Here is a 25,612-nt window from a genome sequence, read left to right as displayed (position 1 = left end):
ACCGGGGCAGCCGCACGTCGCGCCGGATCTTCGGTCAGTGCACGGTGACCGTGGCGCCGGGGACCAGGTCACGCAGATCCTCGGGGATCTCCGCGCCCATCTCGTCGGCGAGCCGCAGCGCCTCCTCGATCAGCGTCTCCACGATCTGCCCCTCGGGCACGGTCTTGATGACCTGGCCCTTGACGAAGATCTGGCCCTTGCCGTTGCCGGAGGCGACACCCAGGTCGGCCTCGCGGGCCTCGCCCGGGCCGTTCACCACGCAGCCCATCACGGCGACGCGCAGCGGCACCGGCAGCCCCTCCAGGCCGGCGGTGACCTCCTCGGCCAGCTTGTAGACGTCGACCTGGGCCCGGCCGCAGGACGGGCAGGAGACGATCTCCAGGCCCCGCTCGCGCAGGCCCAGCGACTCCAGGATCTGGGCGCCGACCTTGATCTCCTCGACCGGCGGGGCGGAGAGCGAGACCCGGATGGTGTCACCGATGCCCTCGGCCAGCAGCGCGCCGAACGCCACCGCCGACTTGATGGTGCCCTGGAAGGCGGGGCCGGCCTCGGTCACGCCCAGGTGCAGCGGGTAGTCGCACTGCTCGGCGAGCTGCCGGTACGCCCGGATCATCACCACCGGGTCGTTGTGCTTGACCGAGATCTTGATGTCCCGGAAGCCGTGCTCCTCGAACAGCGAGCACTCCCAGAGCGCCGACTCGACCAACGCCTCGGCGGTGGCCTTGCCGTACTTCGTCAGGAGCCGCTTGTCCAGCGAACCGGCGTTGACGCCGATCCGGATCGGCACACCGGCGTCACCGGCGGCCTTGGCGATCTCCTTGACCTTGTCGTCGAACTGCCGGATGTTGCCCGGGTTCACCCGGACCGCCGCACAGCCGGCGTCGATCGCGGCGAAGACGTACTTCGGCTGGAAGTGGATGTCGGCGATCACCGGGATCTGCGACTTCTTCGCGATCGCCGGCAGCGCCTCCACGTCGTCCTGGGACGGCACGGCGACCCGGACGATCTGGCAGCCGGACGCGGTCAGCTCGGCGATCTGCTGGAGCGTCGCGTTGACGTCGGCGGTCAGGGTGGTGGTCATCGACTGCACCGAGACCGGCGCGCCCCCACCGACCGGCACCGGGCCGACCATGATCTGGCGGCTGGCCCGGCGCGGGGCGAGCGGCGGCGGTGGTACGGGAGGCATCCCGAGACTGACAGCGGTCACTTCAGGCACTCACCTTGAGAAGAGCGTGATCGGATTGACGACGTCCGCGGTGACGGTCAGCAGCGTGAACACGCCACCGATCAGGATCACCGCGTACGTGATGGGCATGAGCTTGAGGTAGTCGACGCGGCCCGGATCGGGGCGGCGCAGGCGCGCGTAGAGCCAGGACCGGACCCGCTCGAACCAGGCGATCGCGATGTGCCCGCCGTCCAGCGGCAGCAGCGGCAGCAGGTTGAACACCCCGATGAAGAAATTCAGCGAGACGAAGAGCATGAAGAACACCAGCCAGGCGCTGTTCTCCACGGCCTCGCCGCCGAGCCGGCTGGCGCCGACCACGCTGATCGGGGTGTCCATGTCGCGCTCGCCGCCGGTGACGGCGGTCCACAGGGCGGGGACCTTCTGCGGGATCCGCTGCATGGCGTGCGCGGTCTGCACCGCCATGTTGCCGGTGAAGTCGGCGGTGGCGCCGAACGCGGCACCGGGGCCGTACTGCACCAGGGCGGGGGTGCTGGGGCGCAGGGCGACGCCGAGCGCGGAAACCGACGAGGTGGCGCCCTTCGGGTCGTCCAGCGGCGGCCGCTGCACGGCGGCGAGGTCGACGGTCGCGGTCGCCGGGGCACCGTCGCGGACGTAGTCGACGGTGGCCGGGCCGGGCTTGGTGGCGCGGACCACGTCGAGCATGTCGCCCCAGGTGGCGACCGCCTGGCCGTTGACCGCGGTGATCCGGTCGCCGGTCTTGAGCTGGGCGGTGGCGGCCGGGCTGGCCGGGTCGCCGGCCTGGCACGGGCGGCTCACGTTCTCCACCACCACGCACTCGGCGAGGCCGATCACCGCCGGCTCGGCCCGGAACTGCGCCTCGGTGCTCGGGAACTTCGGGTTGGGCAGGCCGGCGGAGATCGCGATGAACCAGAGCGTCACCAGGGCCAGGGCGAAGTGGGTGATGGAGCCGGCGGACATCACGATCGTGCGCTTCCAGACCGGGTACCGCCACATGGCGCGCTTCTCGTCGCCCGGTTCGACGTCGTCGTCCTGCGGGGTCATCCCAACGATCTTGCAGAAGCCGCCGAGTGGGATGCCCTTGATGCCGTACTCGGTCTCGCCCCGCTTGAAGGACCACAGCGTCGGGCCGAAGCCGACGAAGTAGCGCGTCACCTTCATCCCGAAAGCCTTGGCGGTGAGCATGTGCCCCGCCTCGTGCAGGCTCACCGAGATGAGGATCGCCGCGGCGAAGAGCACCACCCCGAGCAGGTAACTCATCAAGCTCCTTCCACCGAAGCGGCGATAATCTCCTGGGCGTACGCCCGTGCCCACGATTCGGCGGCGAGCACGTCCTCGACGGTACCTGGTTCGTCGAAGTCGGGAGCGCCGTCCAGCACACGCCGCAGGGTGTCGACGATGCCGAGGAACGGCAGCCGCCCGGCGACGAACGCGGCCACGCACTCCTCGTTCGCCGCGTTGTAGATGGCCGGCCGGCAGCGCCCGGTCTCCCCGGCCGCCTTGGCCAGGGCGACCGCCGGGAAGGCGGCGTCGTCGAGCGGGAAGAACTCCCAGGTGTGTGCCTTCGTCCAGTCGACCGCGGCGGCGGCCCCGGGCACCCGCTCCGGCCAGCCGAGGCCGAGGGCGATGGGCAGCCGCATGTCCGGCGGGCTGGCCTGGGCGAGGGTGGAGCCGTCGGCGAACTCGACCATCGAGTGGATCACCGACTGCGGGTGGACCATCACCTCGATGTCGGCGTACGGCACGTCGAACAGCTCGTGCGCCTCGATCACCTCAAGCGCCTTGTTGACCATCGTGGCGGAGTTGATCGTGACCACCGGCCCCATGTTCCAGGTCGGGTGGGCCAGGGCCTGCTCCGGCGTGACCTCGGTCAACTCGTCCCGGCGCCGGCCCCGGAACGGCCCGCCGCTGGCGGTCAGGACCAGCCGGCGCACCTCCCCCCGGGTGCCGCCCCGCAGGCACTGCGCCAGCGCCGAGTGCTCGGAGTCGACCGGGACGATCTGCCCCGGCCGTGTCACCGCGGCCTTGACCAGCGGGCCGCCGGCCACCAGCGACTCCTTGTTCGCCAGGGCGAGGGTACGTCCGGCGCGCAGCGCGGCCAGCGTCGGCGCCAGCCCGAGCGAGCCGACGACACCGTTGAGCACCACGTCGCACGGCCACCCGGCCAGCTCGGTCATCGCGTCCGGCCCGGCCACGATCTTGGGCAGCTTGAAGTCGCCGGTGGCCCAGCCGCGCCGGCTCGCCTCGGCGTAGAACGCGAGCTGGAGATCCTGGGCGGCGGACGCCCTGGCCACGCCGACCACCTCGACGTCGAGTTCGAGGGCCTGGGCGGCGAGCAGCTCCACGTTGCCGCCACCGGCGCCGAGCGCCACCACCCGGAACCGGTCCGGATTACGCCGGACGATGTCGATGGCCTGGGTACCGATCGAGCCGGTCGAGCCGAGCAGGACTAGGTCTCGGGGAGATGTCACCCGGACATTCTTCCTCAGCCCGGCTGGGCGCTCGCTGGGAGCCTCACATCCCGTTGTCCGGTTCCTCAACTCCCCGCTTGCGCAGGTCGACCGGATCGACGAAGAACCCGAACGGCTGCCGCATGACGAAGGTCGTGCCGGCTGCGGCGGCACCACCTGTCCGACTTACGCATCCCGCGAATCGCCGCCGTCTGTCTCAGGACAGGTCAGCCATCTGACCTGAGACAGACGCGGGTTGAGCCCGGCCCGCCCCAGAGTGTTCACATGACGCGACAAGACCTACCGCTGGGCCGCCGTTCCGTGCTCGGACTGATGAGCGCCGTACCGGTGGCGGCCATGGCCTCCCCCACCAGATCCGCATCGGCATCGGCATCGACGGCTTCTTCGCTACGACCGGGTGGCGAGTTCGACCGATTTGTAGCAGATCTGGCCGCCCAGGACCAGTTCTCCGGCACCGTCCTGCTGGTGAACAAGAACCGCACGGTGCTGTCCCGGTCGTACGGCATGGCGGACAAGCAGAAAGAGATCCGCAACGGGCCGGACACCATCTACGCGCTCGCCTCGGTCACCAAGATGTTCACCGCCGTCGCGATCCTTCAGCTCGTCCAGCGGGGCAAGGTGGCGCTCACCGAGAAGCTGGGCACCTATCTCGATGGCTTCCCCGCCGACGTGGCCGACAAGGTCACGGTCCACCAACTCCTGACCCACACCTCCGGCCTTGGCGACTACGTGCAGATCGACGGCTTCTTCGACGAAGCCGCCACCTGGACCAGCGCCGAGCAGGTCATGGACGGCACGCTCGGATACGTACGCCGGGACACGTTGAGGTTCGCTCCCGGCAGCGCCCACGGGTACAGCAACTCCGGCTACCACCTCCTCGGCACGATCGTGGCGCAGGTCTCCGGTCAGTCCTACTTCGACTACGTACGCGACCACGTCTTCGCCGCGGCCGGCATGCCCCGCTCCGACTTCTACACCCTGCCGCAGTGGAAAAGCGACAAGCGCATCGCCCACCCGTACGTCACGCAACCGTCAGGACAGCGGACCGACGCGGTCGACGGATACACCTTCATCGGTTCACCCGCCACCAACGCCTTCGCCAGCGCGTCGGATCTGGTCCGCTTCACCCGCGCACTCCAGGGCCGCGAACTGCTCGACTCCATCCACACGGAGCTGCTCATCAGCCCGAAGTTTCCCGTGCCGCCCCCGCCGCCGATCCCCGGCGCCGCTCCCCTCCCGCCGATGTTCGAGACATACGGCCCGAGCTGGAAACTCGTCGGCGACCGCTGCACCGCCGGCCACATCGGTGCCTCTCCCGGTGTGACGGCCAGCGTGGAGTGGTACCCGCCCACCGACTGGGTCGCGGTGAAGCTCAGCAACTACGACGCCCAGGCCAGCACGCGCATCGACAGCCTTTCACGCGAACTCATCCTGCGGCACTAGATCCGGTCCGCACCGGGGTGCGGACTCAGTCCACCGCCGTCAGCACGAAGGTTTCCAATTCGATGCCGCCGTACCAGTCGGTGCGGACGCCGAGGTGGGTCATGCCGAGCCGCCGGGCCACCGCCATCGACGGCTCGTTGCCCGCCATCACCACCGCGTAGACCTGTCGGGTGCCGGCGGCGAACTCGCGGTCCAGGACGGCCCGGGCGGCCTCGGTGGCGTACCCGTGGCCCTGCGAGTCGGGGTGCAGGTGCCAGCCGACCTCGATGTCGTCGGTGGGCGTGGTGCCGTCCTTCCCGGGCAGTGGCTTCAGCAGGACGCTGCCCGCGGCCCGTCCGGCGGCACGTGGTTCGATCGCCCAGATGCCCCACCGGCCGGCGTACGGGGCGTAACGGTCCCGCCAGGCCCGCACCCGCTCCTGCGCCTGGGCCGGGTCGGTCATCAGCCCCGCTCCCCCGCCCAGCCAGCGCATCACCTCGTCCCGAGAGTAGATGTCGTAGATCCGGGCCAGGTCGTCCGGCGAGTCGGTCCAGTCCCGGATCACGAGCCGGTCGGTCGAGGCGATCGTCATGGTCTTGGATGCTAGCCCCGGGCCCGGCCACCTCGATCGCCGGAAAGGGACTTGGTCACGGGACCGGGACGGGGGCGTCGGGGGTGGGCACCGGCTGGTCGGATTCGCGGATGCCGTAGCGGCGGTAGATCCGGGCCAGCGGGCCGGGGGCCCACCAGTTCCAGCGGCCGAGCAGCCGCATGGTCGCCGGCACCAGCAGGGCCCGGACCAGGGTCGCGTCGACAACGATGGCCACGATCATGCCGACCCCGATGAGCTTGATGTAGGACATGCCGCCGGTGGTGAAGCCGGCCACCACGATGATCAGCAACAACGCGGCGGCGGTGATGATCCGCCCGGTGTGCTGGAGCCCGCCGGCCACCGCGGCGGTGTTGTCGCCGGTGCGGTCCCACTCCTCACGGACCCGGGAGAGCAGGAACACCTCGTAGTCGGTGGCCAGCCCGAAGAGCACCGCGAGCATGAGAATCGGATTGCTCGGCTCGATGAAGCCGGTCGGGGTGAAGCCGAGCAGCCCGGCCAGGTGACCGTCCTGGAAGATCCAGACCACCACGCCGAACGACGCGCCGATCGAGACCAGGTTCATCAGCACCGCCTTGACCGGCAGCACGACCGAGCCGAAGGCGAGGAAGAGCAGCAGCAGGGTGGCGACGGCCATCAACAGCGCCATCCACGGCAGCCGGTCGCCGAGGCTGTCCAGCAGGTCCCGGTCGGCGCCGGGTCGCCCGCCGACCAGCACCTCTGCGCCGGCCGGCCCGGGCATCTCCCGCAGCTCGCGGACCACCCGCTGGCCGACGTCGCCGGTCGGTTCGCCGGGGTAGCTCACCGAGAGCAGCGTGGTCTGCCCGCGCTCGGCGGCGACCCGTACCCCGGTCACCCCCGGCACGGCCGCGACCCGGTCGGCGAACCCTCGCGCCGCCTCGGTCGACGCGCCGGAGACCAGCACGTCGATCGGGGCGACCTGACCACCTGGGAACTCGGCGGCGATCCGTTCGGAGACCACCCTGGGCGCGGCGTCCGCCGGCAGCACCCGCTCGTCGAAGCCGCCGAAGGTGATCCGCAGGAACGGGGCGGCCAGCACGCCGAGCAGCACCACGACCCCGACCAGGTAGCGCACCGGACGGCGCATCACGCTCCGCGCGATCCGGGCCCAGACACCGCCCCCGCCGGCCGCCGCCGGCCCGGCCCGCCGCGTCCCGCGCCGCCACGGCAGGGGTACGCGCACCGCGTCGATCCGGTGGCCGAGCACGGCCAGCAGGGCCGGCAGCACGGTCAGCGCGGCCAGCATGGCGACCAGGACGGCGGCCACCCCACCGAGCCCCATCGAGCGCAGGAACGCCTGCGGGAAGATCAGCAGGCTGGACAGGGCGAGCGCCACGGTCAGCCCGGAGACCAGCACGGTCCGGCCGGCGGTGGCCATGGTGTGCCGGATCGCCTCGGCGGTGTCGTGTCCGGCGGCGAGTTCCTCCCGGAACCGGCTCACCACGAAGAGGGCGTAGTCGACGGCCATGCCGAGGCCGACCAGGGTGATGATGTTGATCGCGAAGATCGACACGTCGGTGAAGAGGCTCACCACCCGTACGGCGACGAAGGCCCCCAGGATGGCCAGCCCACCGATGAGCAGTGGGGTGGCGGCGGCGACCAGCCCGCCGAAGATCAACACGAGGAGGACCAGCAGCACCGGCATGGACAGCGCCTCGGCACGGGTGATGTCCTTGGTGGTCTGGGTGTTGGCGTAGTGCTGGAAGGCGACCATGCCGCCCACCTCGGTACGCAGCCCGGGGGCGTCGAGCGCGGGGCGCAGCTCCTCGAACTGTGTCGTCCGCGCGTCCTCGTCCGCGCCGGCGAGCTGGATGAGGGCGTACGTGGCCCGGTGGTCGGTGGCGACCAGGGCCGGGGCGGGGCTGTCGTACCAGGTGGTCACGCTGGTCACCGCGGGCTGCCCGCGCAGCCCGGCGACGGTGGCGGTGACCGGGTCGCGGAACGCCGGCTGGTCGACCGTGGCGGTGTCGCTGGACCAGAGGACGATCACGTCGCTGTCCTGCCGGCCCAGTTCGGCGGTGATCCGCTCGGCGGTCCGGCTGGACTCGCTGACCGGGTCCTGGTAGCCGCCCCCGGTCAGCTCGCCGAAGACGCCGGCGCCCCAGGTGGAGCCGAGCACGACGAGCGCCACGGCGGCGGCCAGCACCGCCCACCGGGCGCGTACCACCACTCGCCCCCACCAGGCGAACATCGCCGCTCCCCTCATCGACCGTTAAGGTCGTAGCTGGTAACCATGAATTAGCTAAGTGAACGGCGTTTACTATTGCAACGCCGTTCGCTCCAGTCAAGGGGGCTGACGGATGACCGCACCCACCCGGCGGGAACGCCTGCGCACGGCGACTCTCGCCGAGATCAAGGACGGGGCGCGGCGGCTGTTGGTGACCGGCGGGATCGAGGCGGTCTCGCTGCGCGCGATCGCCCGGGACATGGGCATGACCGCCCCGGCGATCTACCGGTACTTCCCCAGCCTGGAGGCGCTGGTCGCCGGGCTGGCCGGCGACCTCTACGACGAGCTGCGCCAGGAGGTCGAGGCGGCCCGGGACGCGGCGGGCCCGGACCCGGCCGGCCAGCTCCTCGAAATGTGCCGGGCGATGCGGCGCTGGGCCGTCGGCCATCCCGCCGAGTTCACCCTGATCTTCGGCAACCCGGTCCCCGGTGTGATCGAGTTCGCCGACCAGTGCGACAACCCCGACCACCCCGGAGCACGACTCGGCGCGGTCTTCCTCACCCCGTTCGTGGAACTCACCCGGGGCAGCCGGCTGCCCACCCCACCGGCAGAGCTGCTCCAGGAACGGCTCGGCGGGCACCTCGCCCCACTGGCGACCAAGCACGGCCCGCTGCCGATCGACGCGGCGTACGCCTTCCTCTCCGCCTGGACCCGGCTCTACGGCCTGGTCGCCATGGAGGTCTTCGGCCACCTCGGCTGGGCGGTCGACGACCCGGCGGCGTTCTTCGAGACCGAGTTGATCAACCTGCTCGCTCTGCTCCGGCCAGTCGACCCCGGCAGGACCCTCCCCGAGGGCGGCGCGCGCCACTAGGCTCCCCCGACATGAGCGAGCGAAGCGAGGTGGCCGCATGAGCGAGCGCAGCAACCTGCCGTCCCGCGCCGACGTCGTCGTGATCGGCTCCGGGCACAACGGTCTGGTCTCGGCGATCCTGCTGGCGCGGGCCGGCCTCGACGTGCTGGTGCTGGAGGCGGCCGAGGTGATCGGCGGGGCCACCCGCACCGAGAACCCGTTCCCGAAGGTTCCCGGCCTGCGGCACTCCACCGGCTCCTACCTGCTCGGGCTGATGCCGCCGGAGCTGCTCGCCACGCTGGACGTACGCATTCCGGTGCTGCGCCGCGACCCGCACTACTTCCTGCCCACCCCGGGCGGGCTCGGCTCGCCGTACCTGCTCTTCGGCAGCGACGCGGCGGCCAGCCGGCGGCAGCTCGCGGCAATGTTCTCCCCCGCCGACGCGGCGGCCGACGACGCGCTCCAGGCCGAGTTGGCCCAGCTCCGCGAGGACCTGGCCCCGGCCTGGCTGACCGGGCCGCTGCCGGTGGACGAGACCGCCGAGCGGTACGTCCGCCCGGCCCTGCGGCAGGTCTTCGTCGACCTGGTCCGCGGCTCGGTCGCCGACTACCTGGCCCGCTTCGACTTCCGCTCCGAACTGCTGGTCAGCATGTACGCGGTCACCGACGGCCTCTCCGGCCTCAACGCCGGCCCGGACGACCCGGGCACCGGGCACAACTTCCTGGTGCACAACATGTGCCGGCTGCCCGGGTCCGGCGGCACCTGGATGATCGCCCAGGGCGGCATGGGCACCGTCTCCCGGACCTTCGCCGAGGCCGCCCGCGCCGCCGGGGCGACCATCCGGACCGGCACCCCGGTCACCGCGATCACCCTGGATGGCGGCGCCGCGTCCGGTGTGGTGCTGGCCGACGGGCGGGAGGTGGCCGCCCCGGTGGTGCTCGGGGCCTGCGATCCGTACCGGTTGCTGGAGCTGCTGCCCGACGGCGCGGTCCCGGCGGAGCTGGGTGAGCGGATGGCGGCCGTCCGCCGCCCCGGCACCACGCTCAAGCTCAACCTGGCGCTACGCGGCCTGCCCCGGTTCTCCTGCCTGCCGGCGGACGCGCCCAGCCCGTTCGGCTCCACCATCCACCTGCTGCCCGGCTCGGCCTCGCTGGTCGGGCAGGGCGGCGAGTCGCCGATGAGCGCGCTGCGCGCCATGTGGGCGGACGTGCGGGCCGGGCGGCTGCCGGCGGAGCCGACCATCGAGTGGTACCTGCACACCACGGTCGACCCGTCGCTGGCCGACGACGCCGGGCACCACTCGTCGGCGCTGTTCGTGCAGTCCGTCCCCTACGAGCTGGCCGGCACCACCTGGGACGAGGCGCTGCCCGGTTACGTCTCCCGGCTGATCGACATCTGCGAACGGTACGCCCCCGGCACCGGCGACCTGATCGCCGACGCGGTGCCGCTGCCCCCGCCCGGCATCGAGAAGCACTTCGGCATCACCGGCGGGCACATCCACCACGTCGACAACACCGTCTCGTTCACCGACCGGATGCCGTACGCCACCGGCATCGACGGCGTGTACGCGGGCAGCGCCGGCTGCCACCCCGCCGGCAGCGTCATCGGCGCCGCCGGCCACAACGCCGCCCGCCGCATCCTCACCGACCTGGGCCACTGACGCCTTTTGATCAACTGCCGAGGTCGCCTCTTGATCCGCTCCGTGTGCGGCAAGTTGCGGTCATATTCGCCGACGAGACCGCCTTTTGCGGCACACGGAGTGGATCAGAGCGAGGCGGCCAGGCGGGCGCGTCAGCTGGCGGTCTCGGCGCGTTCGGCGCGGATCTTGTGGCCGACGCTGGTGAGGCAGCGGCCACTGGCCAGGTCGAAACGCCAGCCGTGCAGCTGGCAGGTGAGCTGGTCGCCGTCGACGATGCCGAACCGGCTCAGGTCCGCCTTCAGGTGCGGGCAGCGGCGCTGCACCACCCAGCCGTCCAGCGTGATGTCCTCGGCGTCGACGGCCCGCTCGTGCTCGTCGTACCAGCCCTCCGCGTACTGGAGGCGCTCCTCGGAGAGGCACTTGAAGAACGCGTAGACGAACTCGTTGTACTGGCCGATCCGGGCCGCGGAGAAGCGGCAGGAGAGGAAGAGGGAGTTGACCCAGTCCACCTCGCCGATGTGCAGCAGGTGCTCGATCAGCGCCCGCTCGGTACGGAACCGGTAGCGGACCTTCTCGTCCGCGTACGGCCGCACCTCCTTGCCCGGGAAGTCCACCACAATGGATTCAACGGTCTCGCCGCCTGAGCTGTCGGTGCCGACCAGGTCGAAGCGGACCGGCCCGCCGACGCCCTTGGCCAGGTAGATCGACTCGTCCAGCAGCGGCTCGATCCGGCGCTTCATCTCGCCCAGAACGTCGACCTCGGGATGCCGCCAGGACGCCTTCTCCGCCTCGATGATCGGGCGCTTACGCTCCCGCATCTCCTCCAGGTGGGCGACCTTGTTCGCGAAGAACTCCTCCACCGGCACGGGGTGGGTGGTGGTCGCACCCTCGGTGGTGATCTCGGTGACGCTGCCCGGCAGCAGCACGATCCCGTTGGTACCGCCGACCTTCGCGTACTCAGCCAGGAAGACCGACTGGTCGGGGAAGATGTTGCCCTCGTCGCCGAAGATGTCGTTGAACTGCCACAGCGCGTCGTCGAGGAAGCAGGGCGGCCCGGCGATCGGGAAGACGTGGTCGGCCTTCAGGTCGTCGATGTAGCGCCAGGTGCGGTCGAACTGCCGCTCCCGCTTCTGCTTGCCGAACGCGGTCTTGGCCGACTGCGGCAGCTCGTAGACCATCGGGTACCAGATCGCGCCGGAGAACTGGAGCATGTGCGCGTGCACGTGGCCCAGTTCGTTGAAGACGCTCAGGTCGGTCGGGCGGGCGTCGTTCTGGTTGAGCAGCCGGACGCCGTCGTACTCCACCCAGAGCGAGGAGTCGCCGATCGGACCGTCGGTCGGGCTGGTCAGCGCCTGGATCATGATCTTCAGGCCGCCGGGCAGCTCCACGACCTGCTCGTTCGGGGCCTTGAGGAACTTGGTGAAGCCCAGTTCCCGCAGCTCGTCCTCCATCTCCGAGGTGGGGAACTCGGGCAGCAGGACCGTGGCGTCCTTCGAGATGTAGTCGCGCAGGTGCTTCGCGTCGAAGTGGTCGCGGTGCAGGTGCGAGACGTACAGGTAGTCGACCTGACCCAGGGCGTCCCAGTCGAGCTGTGAATTGTCGGGGAATGGGAACCATGAGGCGAAATAAGCGGGATTGACCCACGGGTCGCACAGGATGCTGCCCGCGGCCGTGTCGATCCGCATGCTGGCATGTCCCGTACCGGTCACTCGCACCGCAGTCCCCCTCGAAAGGCAATCAGGCGTACGTCAAGACGCTACCGGAGGCAGTATGCTCACCGTCCCGCGACGCCGGTAGTGCCGTTCTGCCCGGCCGGTACGGGTCCAACGACCCGGGCGCCCAGCCCCGCACCGCTCCCGTCAGGCGGGCGCCGCGCCAGGCGGCTCCAGGAAGTTCACCGGCGACCGCCCGGTCCCGCGCACCACGCCCGGTACGCCGCCTCGAACGGGCCACGATCCGCCGCGCGGGTCATGCGTCCCTCATCAGGTCGGACCCTGCGCCGAGCCCGGTACGGGGCGTGCCAGACTAACCGGAGATCCGATCGCGAGGGAAGGACCGACAGTGGCAGGAAGCGAGCCGGTAACCGCGCCAGATCAGCACAAGCCCGGGAACCGTAGGGCCGGACGGATCGGAGCGGTGCTGTCGGCGGCATTGTTGGTGGTCATGGCGCTCTGCGGCAACCACGAGGGCAGGGTCGAGAACATCTGGCTGATCGGGATCGCCGCGCTGCTGCTGGCCATCGTGGTCGCCGACGCGGTGCTGCGCCGCAGCGGCCTGCGGTCCTGACCGACGGCCACGCGTTCGACCGGTACGCACGAGGGCCCGCCCCCGGCCGGGGGCGGGCCCTCGTCGTTGACGGATCAGTGGCCGAGCAGGATGTCCTGCACGTCCTTGAGCGCGGCGTCGACCTCGGCCTCGAAGTAGCCGCCGGGCACCAGCCCGAAGCGCAGGGTGTCCAGTTCCTTCGGGTTCACCGGCATCGGGTTGCGGCCCTGCATGCCGCCGAGCAGGGTGTCGAAGAACCGGTCGACCTGGTCCGGGTCGTACCCGCTGCCGAAGCGGCGCACCTGGAAGCTGCGGCGGATCTGGTCCACCCGGTAGAGGTCGCTGCCGGGCGGGCCGGCCATCGGCGGGCCACCCATCGGCGGGCCACCCATCGGCGGGCCACCGGCGGGTGGGCCGCCCATCGGCGGACCGGCCATCGGCGGCGGGCCTCCGAAACCCTGCTGGGGCACGGGAGGCGGGCCGGCCGGACCACGGCCACGCAGGTCACGCAGATCCCGCTCGGGCATCCGGATCTCGGCCGTCATGTCGGGGCGGCCACGCCGACCGGCCTCGAAACCGTCGAACCGGTCATCGGGGCCGTAGCCGCCCGGCCCCGGGGGCAGGCCGCGGGGCGGCGGAGCGCCGTGCCCCATCGGGGCACCCGGACCCATCGGGGCGCCCGGCCCCATCGGACCGGGTCCGCCCGGGCCGCGGGGCGCGTCGTACCCGCCGCGCGGGCCGTCGTACCCGCCGGCGAAGGCACCCGTCGGCTCGTCGTAACGGCCACCACCGGCCGGGTCGTCGTACCGGCCGCCGGGGGCCGGCTCGTCGTAACGGTTGCCGGGGACCGGCTCGTCGTAACGGCCACCGGGGACCGGGTCGTCGTAGCGGTTGCCGGCGGTCGGGTCGTCGTAGCGGTTGCCGTAACGGTCAACGGGCGGGCCGGCCTGCGCGGGCATCGATCGGGGCGGCATCGGCGGCTGCGGCACGGGCGAGAGGCCGCGGTCGTCGCGCATCGGCGGTCCGTGCCGGTCGGCCATCCGGGGATCGGCACCGCGCCCGCCCGGCACGCCGCCCCGCTCCTCCAGCTCGGCCAGCTGCCGCTCCACCCGGTCGAGGTGCAGGTCGACCTGCCACTCGTCGTAGCCGTTGAACCGGACCCGGAAGACGACGTCGTGGACCTCCTGGGAGGCGACGGGCGCGCCGACCGGCTGACCGGCGAGGGTGGCCTCCACCCGGTCCAGGAAGGCGTCCACCTCGTCGACCTTGTATCCCCGGCGAAGCGCCTTACGCCGGAAACGCTGACCCTGACTCGCCACTATGTCTCCTGGTCTCGTTCGCTACGCCCGGTCACGCCGTTGCCTCACGCGGCGCCTCGGTGTCCCTGTCCTCGGCGGCGGCGAGCTGCCCACACGCGCCGTCGATCTCGCGCCCCCGGGTGTCCCGCACCGTGGTCGACACCCCGGCGTCGCGCAACCGCCGGACGAACTCCCGCTCGACCGGCTTCGGGCTGGCGTCCCAGCGGCTGCCCGGAGTCGGGTTGAGCGGGATGAGATTCACATGTGCCAGCTTGCCGGCCAACAGCCGCCCGAGCAGATCGGCTCTCCACGGCTGGTCGTTCACGTCCTTGATCATCGCGTACTCGATCGACACGCGACGCCCCGTCGTGGCCGCGTAGTCCCACGCCGCGTCCAGCACCTCGGAAACCTTCCAGCGCTGGTTGACCGGGACGAGTTCGTCGCGCAGCTCATCATCGGGGGCGTGCAGCGACAGCGCAAGAGTCACCGAGAGGTCTTCGCTGGCCAGTCGGCGGATCGCCGGCACCAGGCCGACCGTGGAGACGGTGATGTGCCGCTGGGACAGGCCGAGCCCCTCCGGGGCCGGCGCGACCAGCCGGCGGATCGCCGCGACCACCCGCGAGTAGTTGGCCAGCGGTTCGCCCATGCCCATGAAGACGACGTGCGACAGGCGCGGCGGCGAGCCGGCCACCGCCCCCGAGGCGGCCACCCCGGCGAGATAGACGGCCTGGTCGACGATCTCCGCGGTCGACAGGTTGCGGGTCAGCCCGGCCTGGCCGGTGGCGCAGAACGGGCAGGCCATGCCACAGCCGGCCTGGCTGGAGATGCAGACGGTGACCCGGTCCGGGTAGCCCATCAGCACGCTCTCCACCAGCGAGCCGTCGTGCAGCCGCCAGAGCGCCTTGCGGGTGGCGCCGTCGTCGCAGGCCAGCTCGCGTACCGGGGTGAGCAGGGTGGGCAGCAGCGCCCCGGCCAGCCGCTCCCGGGTGGCCGACGGCAGGTCGGTCATCTGGGCCGGGTCACGCACCAGCCGGCCGAAGTAGTGGTTGGAGACCTGCTTGGCCCGGAAGGCCGGCTCCCCCAGCTCGGCGACCAGCGCCTGCCGACCGGGCAGGTCCAGGTCGGCGAGGTGCCGGGGCGGTAGCGCGGGCCGTCGGCCGCGAGCGTCGGGGTCCACGGGGATCAGGGGGATGCTCGTCATGGCGCGTCCAGTCTGACACGCCAGGGGCGGGTCGTACCTGGCCGTAGGTGCCGAATCGGCCTTGACCGGCCGGTGGATTCAGGCCCGCCCGCGTGATTCATCCCTCAGCCCACCGCCGGCACCAGGACCGTCAGCAGCAGATACGCCGCCGGCACCGCGAACAGGATCGAGTCGAGCCGGTCCATCAGGCCACCGTGCCCGGGGAGCAGGTTGCTCATGTCCTTCACCCCGAGATCCCGCTTGATCATCGACTCGGCGAGGTCGCCGACGACCGCCGCGCAGGAGATGGCCACCCCGAACAGCGCACCCCACCACGGGGCCACGTCGAGCAGCAGCCAGAGCAGCAGGGCACTGCCCGCCGCGGCGGCGGTCAGCGAGCCGGCGAAGCCCTCCCAGGACTTCTTCGGGCTGATCCTCGGGGCCATCGGGTGCTTGCCGAAGGCGACGCCGGCCGCGTACCCGCCGGTGTCGGAGAGCACCACGGCGACCAGGGTGACCAGCACCCGCAGGTGCCCGTCGCCGGGGGTGGCCGCGAGCATGGCCGCGAAGCCGCCGAGGAAGGGCACGTAGACCGCGATCAGGGTGGCCGCGGTCAGATCACGCTGATAGTTGCCGGGGCCGTCGCCCAATCGCCAGATCATCGTGCCGAGCACGGTGACCAGCAGGCCGAGACTCAGCGCATCCGGGCCGGCGAACCAGGCCAGCCCGACGGTGATCACGCCACCGGCGATCAGCGGCACCAGCGGTGGGTGGGCCCCACCGCGGCGTACCGCCCGGGCCATCTCCCAACTGCCGATCGCCATCGCGGCGGCGATCACGACGAGGAACGCCGGCGGGTAGAGGAAGAGCGGCAGCAGGATCGCCGCGCCCAGGGCCAGGCCGACGCCGATCGCCGCCGGCAGGTTACGGCCGGCCCGGCCGGTCGTTGGCTGCGCTGTGGCGGGCCGGTCGGCACTGGCCCGGCGGCGGCCACGCCCGCGCCGGCCCGGCGGCGGCTCGTCCCGGACCGCCGCGAGTTGGCCGGTCGGGTCGTCCGGTCCCGCGCCGGCCTGGGCGGGTTCGTCGCGCACCGGGGCGATCTGGGCGGTCGCGTACTCGTCGTCCGGCGCGTAGGGGCGGCTGCCCTGAACCGGCTCGTCGTAGCCCCGCTCAGGTGGGTCATGGTCCGCGTCCCGGTACCGGGGTTCGTCCCGGTGCCCCGGGCCGGCGTCAAGGTATGCCGGGTCGCCGTCCCAGCGGTGCTCCTCGCGGCCCGCGTCGCGGTAGGCCGGCTCGCCGTCCCACCGGTCGCGCTCCCTGTCCCACCGGTCGCGCTCTCCACGGCCCGCGTCCGGGTGGCCCTGATCGTCGCGGTAGCCGGTCCGGCTGTGCCAGCCACGGTCCGTCTCGCGGTACCCGTGGTCGTCCCCGCCGTGGCGAGGATGGTCCTCGTACCGCCGGCGGCCGCCCGGCGCGTCGTACCGGTCGTCGTCCGGCCAGGGCCGCGCGTGCGGATCGGTGGCGGAACCGGCACCTCCGGGCGATTCCGCGTACGCCTCAGGGCCGTCCGGCCGACGCCAGGGCTGCGGTTCGAGGTCGGTCTCGGGCCACGGCAGCGGGGCCGGCCGGTCCCAGCCGCGTGGCTCGGCGGCGCCGTAGGGGTCGGGGCGGGACATCACGTACCGAGCGGAAGCGGTACGAGAGCCACCACATGACGCAAGACCAAGACCATCCCCTACAGGCGCGACTGTTTCGGTTGACCGACCCGACGGCCGGGAGATCCCCGCCGTTCACCCCGTGGTGGTCGGGAGTCGTGCCGAGCCTACTGCACTCGCGATCCCGGGACGGCGGACGCTGGCCCACCACGACGACGGCACCGGGTCCGCCACCCGAGGTGGGTGGCGGCGCGCCGGTGCCGCAACGGGTGGCGGACCGCTCAGACCTCGAGCAGCTCGTTCTCCTTGTGCTTGATCAACTCGTCGATGGTGGCGACGAACCGCTGGGTCAGGTCGTCCAGCTCCTTCTCGGCGCGCCGGCCCTCGTCCTCGCCGACCTCGCCGTCCTTGACCAGGCGGTCCAGCTCTTCCTTACCCTTGCGGCGGACGTTGCGGACGGCCACCTTGGCCTCCTCGCCCTTCTGCCGGGCGACCTTGATCATCTCGCGGCGCCGCTCCTCGGTCATCTGCGGGAGCAGGATACGCAGCTGGGTGCCCTCGTTGTTCGGGTTCACCCCGAGGTCGGAGTCGCGGATCGCCTTTTCCATCGTGTTGAGCTGCGAGTTGTCGTACGGCTTAATGATCACCATACGCGGCTCGGGGACCCCGATGGACGCCATCTGGGGCAGCGGAGTGGGGCTGCCGTAGTAGTCGATGACGATCCGGGAGAACATGGCGGCGTTGGCGCGACCGGTGCGGATGCCGCCGAACTCCTCCTTGGCGTGCTCGATGGCGCGCTCCATCTTCTCCTCGGCCTCGAGGAGGGTGTCGTCGATCACCGGTCTCCTCGCCTCCTTCTGTTGCTCGTCGTGAACTGTGTCGTATCGGAGGACCGCTGTTGGCTCGGCTGGGCCGCTCAGGCGGTGATCAGGGTGCCGATCTTCTCACCGCCGACGGCGCGGACGATCGTGTCGTCGCCCTGGGCGCCGAAGACCAGCATCGGCAGGCCGTTCTCCATGCAGAGGCTGAACGCCGCGGCGTCGGCCACCCGCAGGTTGCGGCGCAGCACCTCGGAGAAGGTGATCGAGTCGAGCTTGCTCGCGGAGGGGTCGATCCGGGGGTCAGCGGTGTAGACGGCGTCCACACCGTTCTTGCTCATCAGCACCACGTCGGCGCGGATCTCCAGCGCCCGCTGGGCGGCGACCGTGTCGGTGGAGAAGTACGGCATCCCGGCGCCCGCGCCGAAGATGACCACTCGGCCCTTCTCCAGGTGCCGGATCGCCCGCAGCGGGATGTACGGCTCGGCGACCTGGGCCATGGTGATCGCGCTCTGCACCCGGGTCTCGACGCCCTCCTTCTCCAGGAAGTCCTGGAGGGCCAGGCAGTTCATCACCGTGCCGAGCATGCCCATGTAGTCGGCCCGGGCCCGGTCCATGCCGCGCTTCTGCAGCTCGGCGCCGCGGAAGAAGTTGCCGCCGCCGACCACCACGGAAACCTGTACGCCGCGGCGGACCACGGTCGCGATCTGCCGGGCGATGCCCTGCACGACGTCCGGGTCGACGCCGATCGCGCCGCCGCCGAAGACCTCGCCGGACAGCTTCAGCACCACCCGCCGGGCCCGGCCGGGCGGTGGGGCGGTCGGATCATCCGCCGCCAGGCTCCGGTCACTCACAACCTGCGTCATCCGCCCCGCCCTTCCGTCGCGCACCCTCGGGCGCGCGTACCGCGTACCTGCCGTTGCCGACCTTATGCGACGAGGAGGCCGCGGTGCGTGTCACGTACACCGGCGGCCTCCTCGTTGACGTTCCCCTGGCCCCGGACGCGTCCTGCGCCCGGGGCGACGGCTCAGGCCTGGCCGACCTCGAACCGCAGGAAGCCGGTGGCCTCGATGCCGGCCTCGGCCAGCACCTGCTTCACCGTCTTCTTGTTGTCGGCGACCGACGCCTGCTCCAGCAGCACGAAGTCCTTGAAGAAGGCGTTGACCCGGCCCTCGACGATCTTCGGCAGCGCCGCCTCGGGCTTGTTCTCCTCGCGGGCGGTCTGCTCGGCGACACGCCGCTCCGACTCGACGACCTCCGCCGGGACCTCGTCGCGGGTGAGGTACCGCGGCCGCATCGCGGCGATCTGCATGGCCACGCCGCGGGCGTCCGCGTCGGCGGCCTCGTCGCTCTTGCCGGTGTACTGCACCAGCACGCCGACGGCCGGCGGCAGGTCCTGGCTCTTACGGTGCAGGTAGACGGCGGTGGTGCCGTCGAGCTTGCCGAAGCGGTTGAGGACCAGCTTCTCGCCGATCTTGGCCGACTGCTCCTGGACCAGGTCGGCGACGCTCTTGCCGTCGATGGTGCTGGCGAGCAGCTCCTCGGCGTTGCTCACGCCGCTGGCCACGCCGTGCTCGACCAGCTGCTGGGCCAGCGCGATGAAGGCGTCGTTCTTGGCGACGAAGTCGGTCTCGCAGTTGAGTTCGAGCAGCGCCTGGCCGGCGTGCGCGATGAGGCCGTTGGCGGCGGTACGGCCGGCCCGCTTGCCGACGTCCTTGGCGCCCTTGACACGCAGGATCTCGACGGCCTTGTCGAAGTCGCCCTCGGCCTCGGTCAGCGCCTTCTTGCAGTCCATCATGCCGGCGCCGGTGAGGTCGCGGAGCTTCTTGACGTCCGCGGCGGTGAAGTTGGACATGACTCTCTCTTCGGGTCTTGAGGCTGCGGTGGGATGGTCTGGGTGCCGGTTACCCGGATCCGGGCCGGTTGTGCCCGGGGACCCGTCGCGCCCCCACCGGGCGAAAAACCGGACGATGGGGACGCGACGGTTCGATCACTCCGCGGCGGTGGTCGCCGGCTGCTCGTCGCCCTTCTTCGGCTCCTCGAGCAGCTCGCGCTCCCACTCGGCCAGCGGCTCGTCGGCGCCGACCTGGCCCGGCTCGGGCTTCTCGTCGGTGCCGCGGCGGCGGCCGGAGCGGGCGATCAGACCGTCGGCGACCGCGGCGGCGACGACCTTGGTCAGCAGCTCGGCCGAGCGGATGGCGTCGTCGTTGCCCGGGATCGGGAAGTCGACCTCGTCCGGGTCGCAGTTGGTGTCGAGCACGGCGATCACCGGGATACCCAGCTTGCGGGCCTCGTCGACGGCGATGTGCTCCTTCTTGGTGTCGACCACCCAGACCGCGGCCGGGAGCTTCTGCATGTCCCGCAGACCACCGAGGGTCTTGGTCAGCTTGTCCTTCTCACGGGACAGCTGCAGGGTCTCCTTCTTGGTGTACCCGGCGGCGGTGCCGCTCAGGTCACCGAGAGCCTCCAGCTCCTTCATCCGCTGGAGCCGCTTGTACACCGTCTGGAAGTTGGTCAGCATGCCGCCGAGCCAGCGGTGGTTCACGTACGGCTGGCCGACCCGGGTCGCCTGCTCGGCGATGGCCTCCTGGGCCTGCTTCTTGGTGCCGACGAAGAGGATGCTGCCACCCTCGGCGACGGTGCTGCGCACGAAGTCGTACGCCTTCTCGATGTAGTCGAGGGTCTGGCGCAGGTCGATGATGTAGATACCGTTGCGCTCGGTGAAGATGAAGCGCTTCATCTTCGGGTTCCAGCGCCGCGTCTGGTGCCCGAAGTGGACACCGCTCTCCAGCAGCTGGCGCATGGTCACGACGGCCATGGTGTTACTCCTAATTATCCCTGGTTGTCCCGTCCGGCCGGCGGCCGGACGCCTGGCACCCGGTCGTCGGCCGTGACGGACCCGATCAGAATCGGGACCAGGGAGGCCGTCGCCCCACGAACTGGTCCGCGGAGAGGGCGCGCGAGGTCGACCGCACACGGCGGTCGCCAGTCGACCAGTGTACGCCCCTTCCCCGTACGCCGGTTCCGGGGTGCGGGAACGCCCACAGGGTCGAATTCCGGGCGTACCTCGGACGCGGCGCCGACGGTTCGGCACCCTGACGTGCGGCGTCTCAGGGTGTTCCGACGACTGGACACGCCGACAAGCCGCAACCGGCGCGGCCGGCCAGCCCGGCGGGGACCCGGGCCGGCCGACACCACGGCCGGTCAGCGGGCGGCGATCGCCGCCGCGACGAAGAGCACGAGCCCGACCGTGAGGTACGCCGTCGGCGGCCGGAGCCAGCCACGGCTGCCGTCGGCGAGCGCCAGCCCGCCGGTACGCAGCCCGTACAGCCCCGTGCCGAAGATCGGCAGCCCCAGCACGAGGAACGAGCCCACCACGACGTGCGAGGTCGAGACCGGATCGCCCACCAGGCCGCGCAGGAGCACCCGCAGCGCCGGGACCTCCAGGACCAGCACCAGCAATGCCAGCAGCACCGCGAGCGCCGGCCGGCGGGTCCGGTAGACGCCGTCCCCGGGCGGCGGACCGTCCAGCCGGGGCGCGACCGCGGGCATCGGGCCGGTCGGCAGGTCCAACGGGTGCGGCGCGGGGCCGCTCACCGCCTCGCTCCCGGGCGCGGCGGGCCGCTCCCCGACGGTCAGCGGCGTGGGCATGCCGTGCGCCGGCCGATCCCCGACCGTCAGCGGTGCGGGACCGCCATGCGCCGGCCGATCCCCGACCGCCAGCGGTGCGGGACCGCCATGCGCCGGCCGATCCCCGACCGCCAGCGGTGCGGGACCGCCATGCGCCGGCCGATCCCCGACCGCCAGCGGTGCGGGGCTGCCATGCGCCGGCCGATCCTCGACCGTCAGCGGTGTGGACATGCCGTGCGCCGGCCGATCCCCGACGGTCAGCAACACCGGGGCCGCGACGGCCGGTTCGGCCGGCTGGGCGGGCTCGACGATCGGATATCCGGCCAGCGGGCTCGGACGCAGCACGTCGCCCGTACGGTCCAGGCCGAGCGGGTCGGCCGCGCTCTCGCGTACGTCCCCGCCGAGATCGCCGGTCTCGCGCGCCGCCCGGCGGCCGCCGCGCTCGCCCGGCAGTTCTCCGGAGATCTCCGGGTCGCCCAGCCGTCGCGATCCCCGGTAGCTCTCGGTGTCGTCGCCCAGCGGATCGACCGCGCCGAACCGTCCCGGCTCGCCGTACCGGGTCTCGCCGCCGGTGCGCTGCTCCGGGGCAGGGTAGTCGTCGTCGCGGTAGCGCGGCTCACTGGCGGCGCGCCAGTCCGGCTCGGCGTATCCGGGGTCGTTCCAGTGCGACCCCCGTTGATCCTCGGGAAAGCTCCGTCGTCCGTCCACGATCGGCACCGTATGCGACCGGCTCCACGCGCGCCATCCGCCCCCGCGCCAGCTCGCACCGCAGCCGATGCCACACCGACCGGTCCATCACGAACACGCCGAGTAACGAACGGTGCCGGCTCAGCCACCGGCATCGCGGTGCGCTAGCACAGCCGAAACATGATCGTCAGCCCGTCCACAGGGCGTCGGTTGTCCACACCGACGCCGGGCGAAACACCACCACCGGGCCGCCGGAGGCGCACCGTGGCCGGCATGACGAAGCGGAACCAGGCCGTCGGCGCGTACGGGGAGCGGTGCGCTGTCCGGCACCTGATCGAGGCGGGGCTGCGCCCGGTCGCCCGGAACTGGCGCTGCCCAGACGGGGAGATCGACATCATCGCCTGGGACGGCGTGGTGCTCGCCTTCTGCGAGGTGAAGACCCGTCGTACGGACGACTTCGGCACCCCGGCCGAGGCGGTCGTGCCGGCGAAGGCACGCCGGCTGCGGGGCCTGGCAGCCCGTTGGCTCGCCGAGACGGGCACCGTCGCCGACGAGGTCCGCTTCGACGTGCTGGCTGTCCGGCTCCCGGTCGCCGGCCCGGCGCGGGTCGAGCACCTGAGAGGCGCGTTCTAGCCATGAGCTACGCCAAGGTGCTCTCCGTGGGCCTGGTCGGAGTGGCCGGGCACGTGGTGGAGGTGGAGGCCGATCTGGCACCCGGGCTGCCGGGTGTCGCGATCTCCGGCCTGCCCGACACGGCCCTGCACGAGGCCCGGGACCGGGTCCGCGCGGCCATCGTCAACTCCGGCCAGAAGTGGCCGAACCGGCGGATCACCCTCAATCTACTCCCGGCCACCCTGCCGAAGTACGGATCCGCGTTCGACCTGGCCATCGCGGCGGCGGTGCTCGGCGGCTCGGGTGAACTACCGCTGTTGCCGTTGGAGCGGACGGTGATCCTCGGCGAGCTCGGCCTGGACGGCACGGTCCGCCCGGTACGGGGTGTGCTGCCGATGGTCGCCGCCGCGGCCCGAGCCGGTTTCCCGCGGGTGGTGGTGCCGGCCGGCAACGCCGCCGAGGCGTCAGTGATCCCCGGCGTCCAGGTACGCGCGGTCGACAACCTGCACCGGCTGGTCGCCTTCGTCCGGGACGGTTCGCCGTTGCTCCCGCCGCCGGCGTTCGCGCCGACCTCCGACGAGGACGGTCCGGACCTCGCCGAGGTGGCCGGGCAGCTGCTCGGCCGGCGGGCGCTGGAGGTGGCCGCGGCAGGCGGGCACCATCTGGCGCTGCTCGGGCCTCCGGGGGCCGGCAAGACCATGCTCGCCGAGCGTCTTCCGTCGATCCTGCCGGAACTCGACGACGACGCCGCGCTGGAGGTCACCGCCCTGCACTCCATCGCCGGGCTCCTGCCGCCCGGCGGGCGGCTGCTACGCCGGCCGCCGTTCCAGGCACCGCACCACACCGCCACGGTCCCCGCCCTGGTCGGCGGCGGTTCGGGGCTCGCCCGGCCCGGCGCGGTGTCGCTGGCCCATCGCGGGGTGCTCTTCCTCGACGAGGCGCCCGAATTCAGCAAGGGGGCGCTGGAGGCGCTGCGCCAGCCACTGGAGAGCGGCCGGGTACGGGTCGCCCGGACCCGGGGCGCCACGGAATACCCGGCCCGCACGCAACTGGTGCTGGCCGCCAACCCCTGCCCGTGCGCGAAGCCCTCCGGCGACGCGGACTGTGAGTGCACTCCGCTGGCTCGGCGGCGCTACCTGGGTCGGCTTTCCGGGCCGCTGCTCGACCGGGTCGACGTGCAGGTCCGGCTGCTGCCCGTACGGGCGGCGGAGTTGCTGGAGACGGGCACCCCGAACGAGTCGTCCCAGACGGTGGCCGCCCGGGTCGCCGCCGCACGCCGGGCCGCCGCCGACCGGTGGGCGTCCACCGGCCGGCGGGTGAACGCCGAGATCCCCGGCCCGCACCTGCGCCGCCCGCCTTGGCGGCTGCCCGGGCGGGACACCCACGAGCTGCGCAGGCGGCTCGACTCCGGTTCGCTCTCCGCCCGTGGGTTCGATCGGGTCATCCGACTCGCCTGGAGCATCGCCGACCTGGATGGGCGGGATCGCCCGGACGGCGGGGACATAGCGGAGGCCATCCAGCTCAGGACAGGAGAGGGCACATGAGCGAGCGAATCATCAGGTCCAGCGCCGTGGTGCCTCATGACGGTACGAAGCGAAGCGGAGTGCCGGCATGAGCGAGCGCAGCGAGCGAATCATCAGGTCCAGCGCCATGGTGCCTCATGACGGCACGAAGCGAAGCGAAGTGCCGGCATGAGCGAGCGCAGCGAGAAGTCCAGCGCGATGACGGACCGGCGGCTGGCGCGAGTGGCCCTGACCTGGCTGACCGAGCCGGGGACCTGGTCGGTGCACCGGCTGGTCGACCAGCTCGGCCCGGTCGCCACGCTGGACCTGCTGCTCGACGGTGGCGCTCCGGACCGGGCGCTCCGGTCCGGGGTGGCCGCCCGCTCGGCCGGTGGCGACGCCAGGGCGGTGGCGGAGCAGGCCCTGGCGCGCACCGAGCGGCTCGGCGCGCGGGTGGTCACCCCCGAGGACGACGAGTGGCCGGCCCGGGTCGCGCACCTGCGCAGGCTGGTGCTGCCCGGGGCCGAACGCCGGGTCGACCTGGAGACCGCGCCGCCGCTCTGCTTTTGGGTACGTGGCGCCTGGCCACTCGGGGAGGCGCTCGACCGCTCCGTCGCCGTCGTCGGTGCGCGGGCCGCAACCCCGTACGGGACGCACGTCGCCACCGAACTCGGCTACGGGCTGGCCGACCGGGGCTGGACGGTGGTCTCCGGTGGCGCCTTCGGCATCGACTCCGCCGCGCACCGGGGCGCGTTGACCGCCGGCGGGCTCACCGTCGCCGTGTTGGCCTGCGGGGTGGACCGCCCGTATCCGATGGGCAACGCGGCGCTCTTCGACCGGATAGCGGAGACCGGCCTGTTGGTCAGCGAATGGCTGCCGGGCGCCGACCCGCTGCGGCCCCGGTTCCTCATTCGCAACCGGGTCATCGCGGCCGGCACGCTCGGGACGGTGCTGGTGGAGGCGGCGGCCCGCAGTGGTGCCACCCAGACCCTGAACCGGGCGATCGGGGTCGGTCGACCGGGCATGGTGGTGCCGGGCCCGGTCACCTCGGCGATGTCGGTGGGCGCGCACGAGCTGCTGCGCGAGCAGCCCAGGGCCCGGCTGGTCACCGGCGTGGCACACGTGCTGGAGGAGGTGGGGCGGATCGGCGACGACCTGGCCCCGCCCGTCCGGGCACCAGAACGGCTCCGGGACCGGCTCGACGACGAGACGGTCCAGGTGCTGGAGGCGCTGCCCCGGCGCAAGGCGCTGGCCCTGGACAGCGTCGCGGCCCGCGCCGGGGTGGATCTGCGTACCGCCATGCGCAAGCTGTCCATGTTGGAGGAGCTGGCCCTGGTGATCCGCCGGGACGACGGCTACGCACTCGCCCCACCAGGCGCGAAGGGTGGCACCCCGAAGGCCGGACCATGACGCGGGCCGGTGCCGCCGTCGGGCGACCCGGGGCGGCACGGCCCGTAGGCTGGGTCGGTGTCCGCCGACAGCAGCGTCCGCACCGGCTGCGGGACGCCTTCCAACGACGCCTCCCGGCCGTCCTGGTTCACCGACACGCCCCGCCGCCCGGCCCGGACGCCGGGCTCGGCC

At 72.1% G+C, this 25,612-nt stretch carries 21 protein-coding genes; 7 read left to right on the top strand and 14 right to left on the bottom strand.

What is annotated here, in order from left to right; genetic code table 11:
• Positions 1-34: 34 nt before the first annotated feature.
• From ispG to dxr, 3 genes are read right to left on the bottom strand one after another with little or no spacing between them, the layout of a single operon-like run.
• A complete protein-coding gene (gene ispG / locus GA0070604_RS06715; protein WP_091115869.1) occupies positions 35-1,207 on the bottom strand; it encodes a flavodoxin-dependent (E)-4-hydroxy-3-methylbut-2-enyl-diphosphate synthase in 1,173 nt (390 codons plus the stop codon).
• 9 nt (positions 1,208-1,216) lie between these two features.
• Complete coding sequence (locus GA0070604_RS06710; RefSeq protein ID WP_091115866.1) at positions 1,217-2,464, bottom strand: M50 family metallopeptidase; 1,248 nt, start codon at positions 2,462-2,464, stop codon at positions 1,217-1,219.
• Positions 2,464-3,675 (bottom strand): 1-deoxy-D-xylulose-5-phosphate reductoisomerase, encoded by a 1,212-nt coding sequence (gene dxr / locus GA0070604_RS06705; RefSeq protein ID WP_091115862.1) that lies wholly within the window; start codon positions 3,673-3,675, stop codon positions 2,464-2,466. The genes GA0070604_RS06710 and dxr overlap by 1 nt, the downstream gene beginning before the upstream one ends.
• A 264-nt stretch (positions 3,676-3,939) precedes the next feature.
• On the opposite strand from dxr, the gene GA0070604_RS06700 reads away from it, so the two are divergent.
• Positions 3,940-5,118 carry a serine hydrolase domain-containing protein gene (locus tag GA0070604_RS06700; protein ID WP_091115859.1) on the top strand — a complete coding sequence of 393 codons (1,179 nt, stop codon included), beginning with the start codon at positions 3,940-3,942 and terminating at the stop codon, positions 5,116-5,118.
• 25 nt (positions 5,119-5,143) lie between these two features.
• Here the strand turns inward: GA0070604_RS06700 and GA0070604_RS06695 are convergent, their stop codons facing one another.
• Both GA0070604_RS06695 and GA0070604_RS06690 read right to left on the bottom strand, forming a co-directional pair.
• Complete coding sequence (locus GA0070604_RS06695) at positions 5,144-5,689, bottom strand: GNAT family N-acetyltransferase (RefSeq protein ID WP_091115856.1); 546 nt, start codon at positions 5,687-5,689, stop codon at positions 5,144-5,146.
• Positions 5,690-5,744: 55 nt separating this feature from the next.
• A complete protein-coding gene (locus tag GA0070604_RS06690; RefSeq protein WP_091115852.1) occupies positions 5,745-7,919 on the bottom strand; it encodes an MMPL family transporter in 2,175 nt (724 codons plus the stop codon).
• Positions 7,920-8,028: 109 nt separating this feature from the next.
• Between GA0070604_RS06690 and GA0070604_RS06685 the strand changes: the two genes are divergently transcribed.
• Together GA0070604_RS06685 and GA0070604_RS06680 are read left to right on the top strand one after the other, a co-directional pair.
• Complete coding sequence (locus GA0070604_RS06685) at positions 8,029-8,766, top strand: TetR/AcrR family transcriptional regulator (RefSeq protein ID WP_091115848.1); 738 nt, start codon at positions 8,029-8,031, stop codon at positions 8,764-8,766.
• A gap of 37 nt (positions 8,767-8,803) precedes the next feature.
• Positions 8,804-10,405: a phytoene desaturase family protein gene (locus GA0070604_RS06680; protein WP_091115845.1), complete on the top strand. Its 1,602-nt coding sequence runs from the start codon at positions 8,804-8,806 to the stop codon at positions 10,403-10,405.
• A gap of 131 nt (positions 10,406-10,536) precedes the next feature.
• Here GA0070604_RS06680 and GA0070604_RS06675 read toward each other — a convergent pair whose 3' ends face one another.
• A complete protein-coding gene (locus GA0070604_RS06675) occupies positions 10,537-12,099 on the bottom strand; it encodes a Rieske 2Fe-2S domain-containing protein (RefSeq protein ID WP_091115842.1) in 1,563 nt (520 codons plus the stop codon).
• A gap of 346 nt (positions 12,100-12,445) precedes the next feature.
• Here GA0070604_RS06675 and GA0070604_RS06670 point away from each other — a divergent pair, with 346 nt between their 5' ends.
• Complete coding sequence (locus tag GA0070604_RS06670) at positions 12,446-12,670, top strand: DUF2631 domain-containing protein (protein ID WP_091115838.1); 225 nt, start codon at positions 12,446-12,448, stop codon at positions 12,668-12,670.
• Positions 12,671-12,744: 74 nt separating this feature from the next.
• Here GA0070604_RS06670 and GA0070604_RS06665 read toward each other — a convergent pair whose 3' ends face one another.
• From GA0070604_RS06665 to GA0070604_RS06630, 8 genes are all read right to left on the bottom strand, one after another.
• Complete coding sequence (locus GA0070604_RS06665) at positions 12,745-13,968, bottom strand: DivIVA domain-containing protein (RefSeq protein ID WP_091115835.1); 1,224 nt, start codon at positions 13,966-13,968, stop codon at positions 12,745-12,747.
• Positions 13,969-13,999: 31 nt separating this feature from the next.
• Entirely contained in the window at positions 14,000-15,148 is a 1,149-nt protein-coding gene (gene rlmN, locus GA0070604_RS06660) for a dual-specificity RNA methyltransferase RlmN (RefSeq protein ID WP_091115831.1), read from the bottom strand.
• Positions 15,149-15,252: 104 nt separating this feature from the next.
• Entirely contained in the window at positions 15,253-16,803 is a 1,551-nt protein-coding gene (locus GA0070604_RS06655) for a phosphatidate cytidylyltransferase (protein WP_091115828.1), read from the bottom strand.
• A 260-nt stretch (positions 16,804-17,063) separates the two neighbouring features.
• A complete protein-coding gene (frr, locus tag GA0070604_RS06650) occupies positions 17,064-17,621 on the bottom strand; it encodes a ribosome recycling factor (RefSeq protein WP_091115825.1) in 558 nt (185 codons plus the stop codon).
• 77 nt (positions 17,622-17,698) lie between these two features.
• Positions 17,699-18,466, bottom strand: a complete 768-nt coding sequence (gene pyrH / locus GA0070604_RS06645) for a UMP kinase (RefSeq protein WP_091115822.1) — start codon at positions 18,464-18,466, stop codon at positions 17,699-17,701.
• 161 nt (positions 18,467-18,627) lie between these two features.
• Complete coding sequence (tsf, locus tag GA0070604_RS06640) at positions 18,628-19,455, bottom strand: translation elongation factor Ts (RefSeq protein WP_091115819.1); 828 nt, start codon at positions 19,453-19,455, stop codon at positions 18,628-18,630.
• A gap of 135 nt (positions 19,456-19,590) precedes the next feature.
• The gene (gene rpsB, locus GA0070604_RS06635; protein WP_091115816.1) at positions 19,591-20,418 is read right to left on the bottom strand and encodes a 30S ribosomal protein S2; all 828 of its coding nucleotides are present in this window, start codon (positions 20,416-20,418) and stop codon (positions 19,591-19,593) included.
• Positions 20,419-20,804: 386 nt separating this feature from the next.
• Positions 20,805-21,938 (bottom strand): hypothetical protein, encoded by a 1,134-nt coding sequence (locus GA0070604_RS06630; RefSeq protein WP_425256102.1) that lies wholly within the window; start codon positions 21,936-21,938, stop codon positions 20,805-20,807.
• Positions 21,939-22,190: 252 nt separating this feature from the next.
• On the opposite strand from GA0070604_RS06630, the gene GA0070604_RS06625 reads away from it, so the two are divergent.
• The 3 genes from GA0070604_RS06625 (at position 22,191) to GA0070604_RS06615 (ending at position 25,441) form a co-directional block, all read left to right on the top strand.
• Positions 22,191-22,550 carry a YraN family protein gene (locus GA0070604_RS06625; RefSeq protein ID WP_091126942.1) on the top strand — a complete coding sequence of 120 codons (360 nt, stop codon included), beginning with the start codon at positions 22,191-22,193 and terminating at the stop codon, positions 22,548-22,550.
• Between the two features lie 2 nt (positions 22,551-22,552).
• The gene (locus GA0070604_RS06620) at positions 22,553-24,073 is read left to right on the top strand and encodes a YifB family Mg chelatase-like AAA ATPase (RefSeq protein WP_091115809.1); all 1,521 of its coding nucleotides are present in this window, start codon (positions 22,553-22,555) and stop codon (positions 24,071-24,073) included.
• Between the two features lie 147 nt (positions 24,074-24,220).
• Positions 24,221-25,441 (top strand): DNA-processing protein DprA, encoded by a 1,221-nt coding sequence (locus tag GA0070604_RS06615; RefSeq protein ID WP_091115805.1) that lies wholly within the window; start codon positions 24,221-24,223, stop codon positions 25,439-25,441.
• Positions 25,442-25,612: the final 171 nt, after the last annotated feature.

It is taken from the genome of Micromonospora eburnea, assembly GCF_900090225.1.
GTDB lineage: Bacteria > Actinomycetota > Actinomycetes > Mycobacteriales > Micromonosporaceae > Micromonospora > Micromonospora eburnea.
The sequence above is the reverse complement of the archived record's forward strand: the minus strand, read 5'-3'. Positions and strand labels throughout refer to the sequence as shown.

Bases quoted from the DNA above. Each gene is read 5' to 3' on its own strand.
- GA0070604_RS06655 (WP_091115828.1), bottom strand. From the start codon at position 16,803: ATGTCCCGCCCCGACCCCTACGGCGCCGCCGAGCCACGCGGCTGGGAC.
- GA0070604_RS06615 (WP_091115805.1), top strand. From the start codon at position 24,221: ATGAGCGAGCGCAGCGAGAAGTCCAGCGCGATGACGGACCGGCGGCTG.
- GA0070604_RS06620 (WP_091115809.1), top strand. From the start codon at position 22,553: ATGAGCTACGCCAAGGTGCTCTCCGTGGGCCTGGTCGGAGTGGCCGGG.
- rlmN (WP_091115831.1), bottom strand. From the start codon at position 15,148: ATGACGAGCATCCCCCTGATCCCCGTGGACCCCGACGCTCGCGGCCGA.
- GA0070604_RS06700 (WP_091115859.1), top strand. From the start codon at position 3,940: ATGACGCGACAAGACCTACCGCTGGGCCGCCGTTCCGTGCTCGGACTG.
- tsf (WP_091115819.1), bottom strand. From the start codon at position 19,455: ATGTCCAACTTCACCGCCGCGGACGTCAAGAAGCTCCGCGACCTCACC.
- rpsB (WP_091115816.1), bottom strand. From the start codon at position 20,418: ATGGCCGTCGTGACCATGCGCCAGCTGCTGGAGAGCGGTGTCCACTTC.
- GA0070604_RS06690 (WP_091115852.1), bottom strand. From the start codon at position 7,919: ATGTTCGCCTGGTGGGGGCGAGTGGTGGTACGCGCCCGGTGGGCGGTG.
- GA0070604_RS06695 (WP_091115856.1), bottom strand. From the start codon at position 5,689: ATGACGATCGCCTCGACCGACCGGCTCGTGATCCGGGACTGGACCGAC.
- GA0070604_RS06685 (WP_091115848.1), top strand. From the start codon at position 8,029: ATGACCGCACCCACCCGGCGGGAACGCCTGCGCACGGCGACTCTCGCC.
- GA0070604_RS06710 (WP_091115866.1), bottom strand. From the start codon at position 2,464: ATGAGTTACCTGCTCGGGGTGGTGCTCTTCGCCGCGGCGATCCTCATC.
- pyrH (WP_091115822.1), bottom strand. From the start codon at position 18,466: ATGACGCAGGTTGTGAGTGACCGGAGCCTGGCGGCGGATGATCCGACC.
- GA0070604_RS06680 (WP_091115845.1), top strand. From the start codon at position 8,804: ATGAGCGAGCGCAGCAACCTGCCGTCCCGCGCCGACGTCGTCGTGATC.
- GA0070604_RS06625 (WP_091126942.1), top strand. From the start codon at position 22,191: ATGACGAAGCGGAACCAGGCCGTCGGCGCGTACGGGGAGCGGTGCGCT.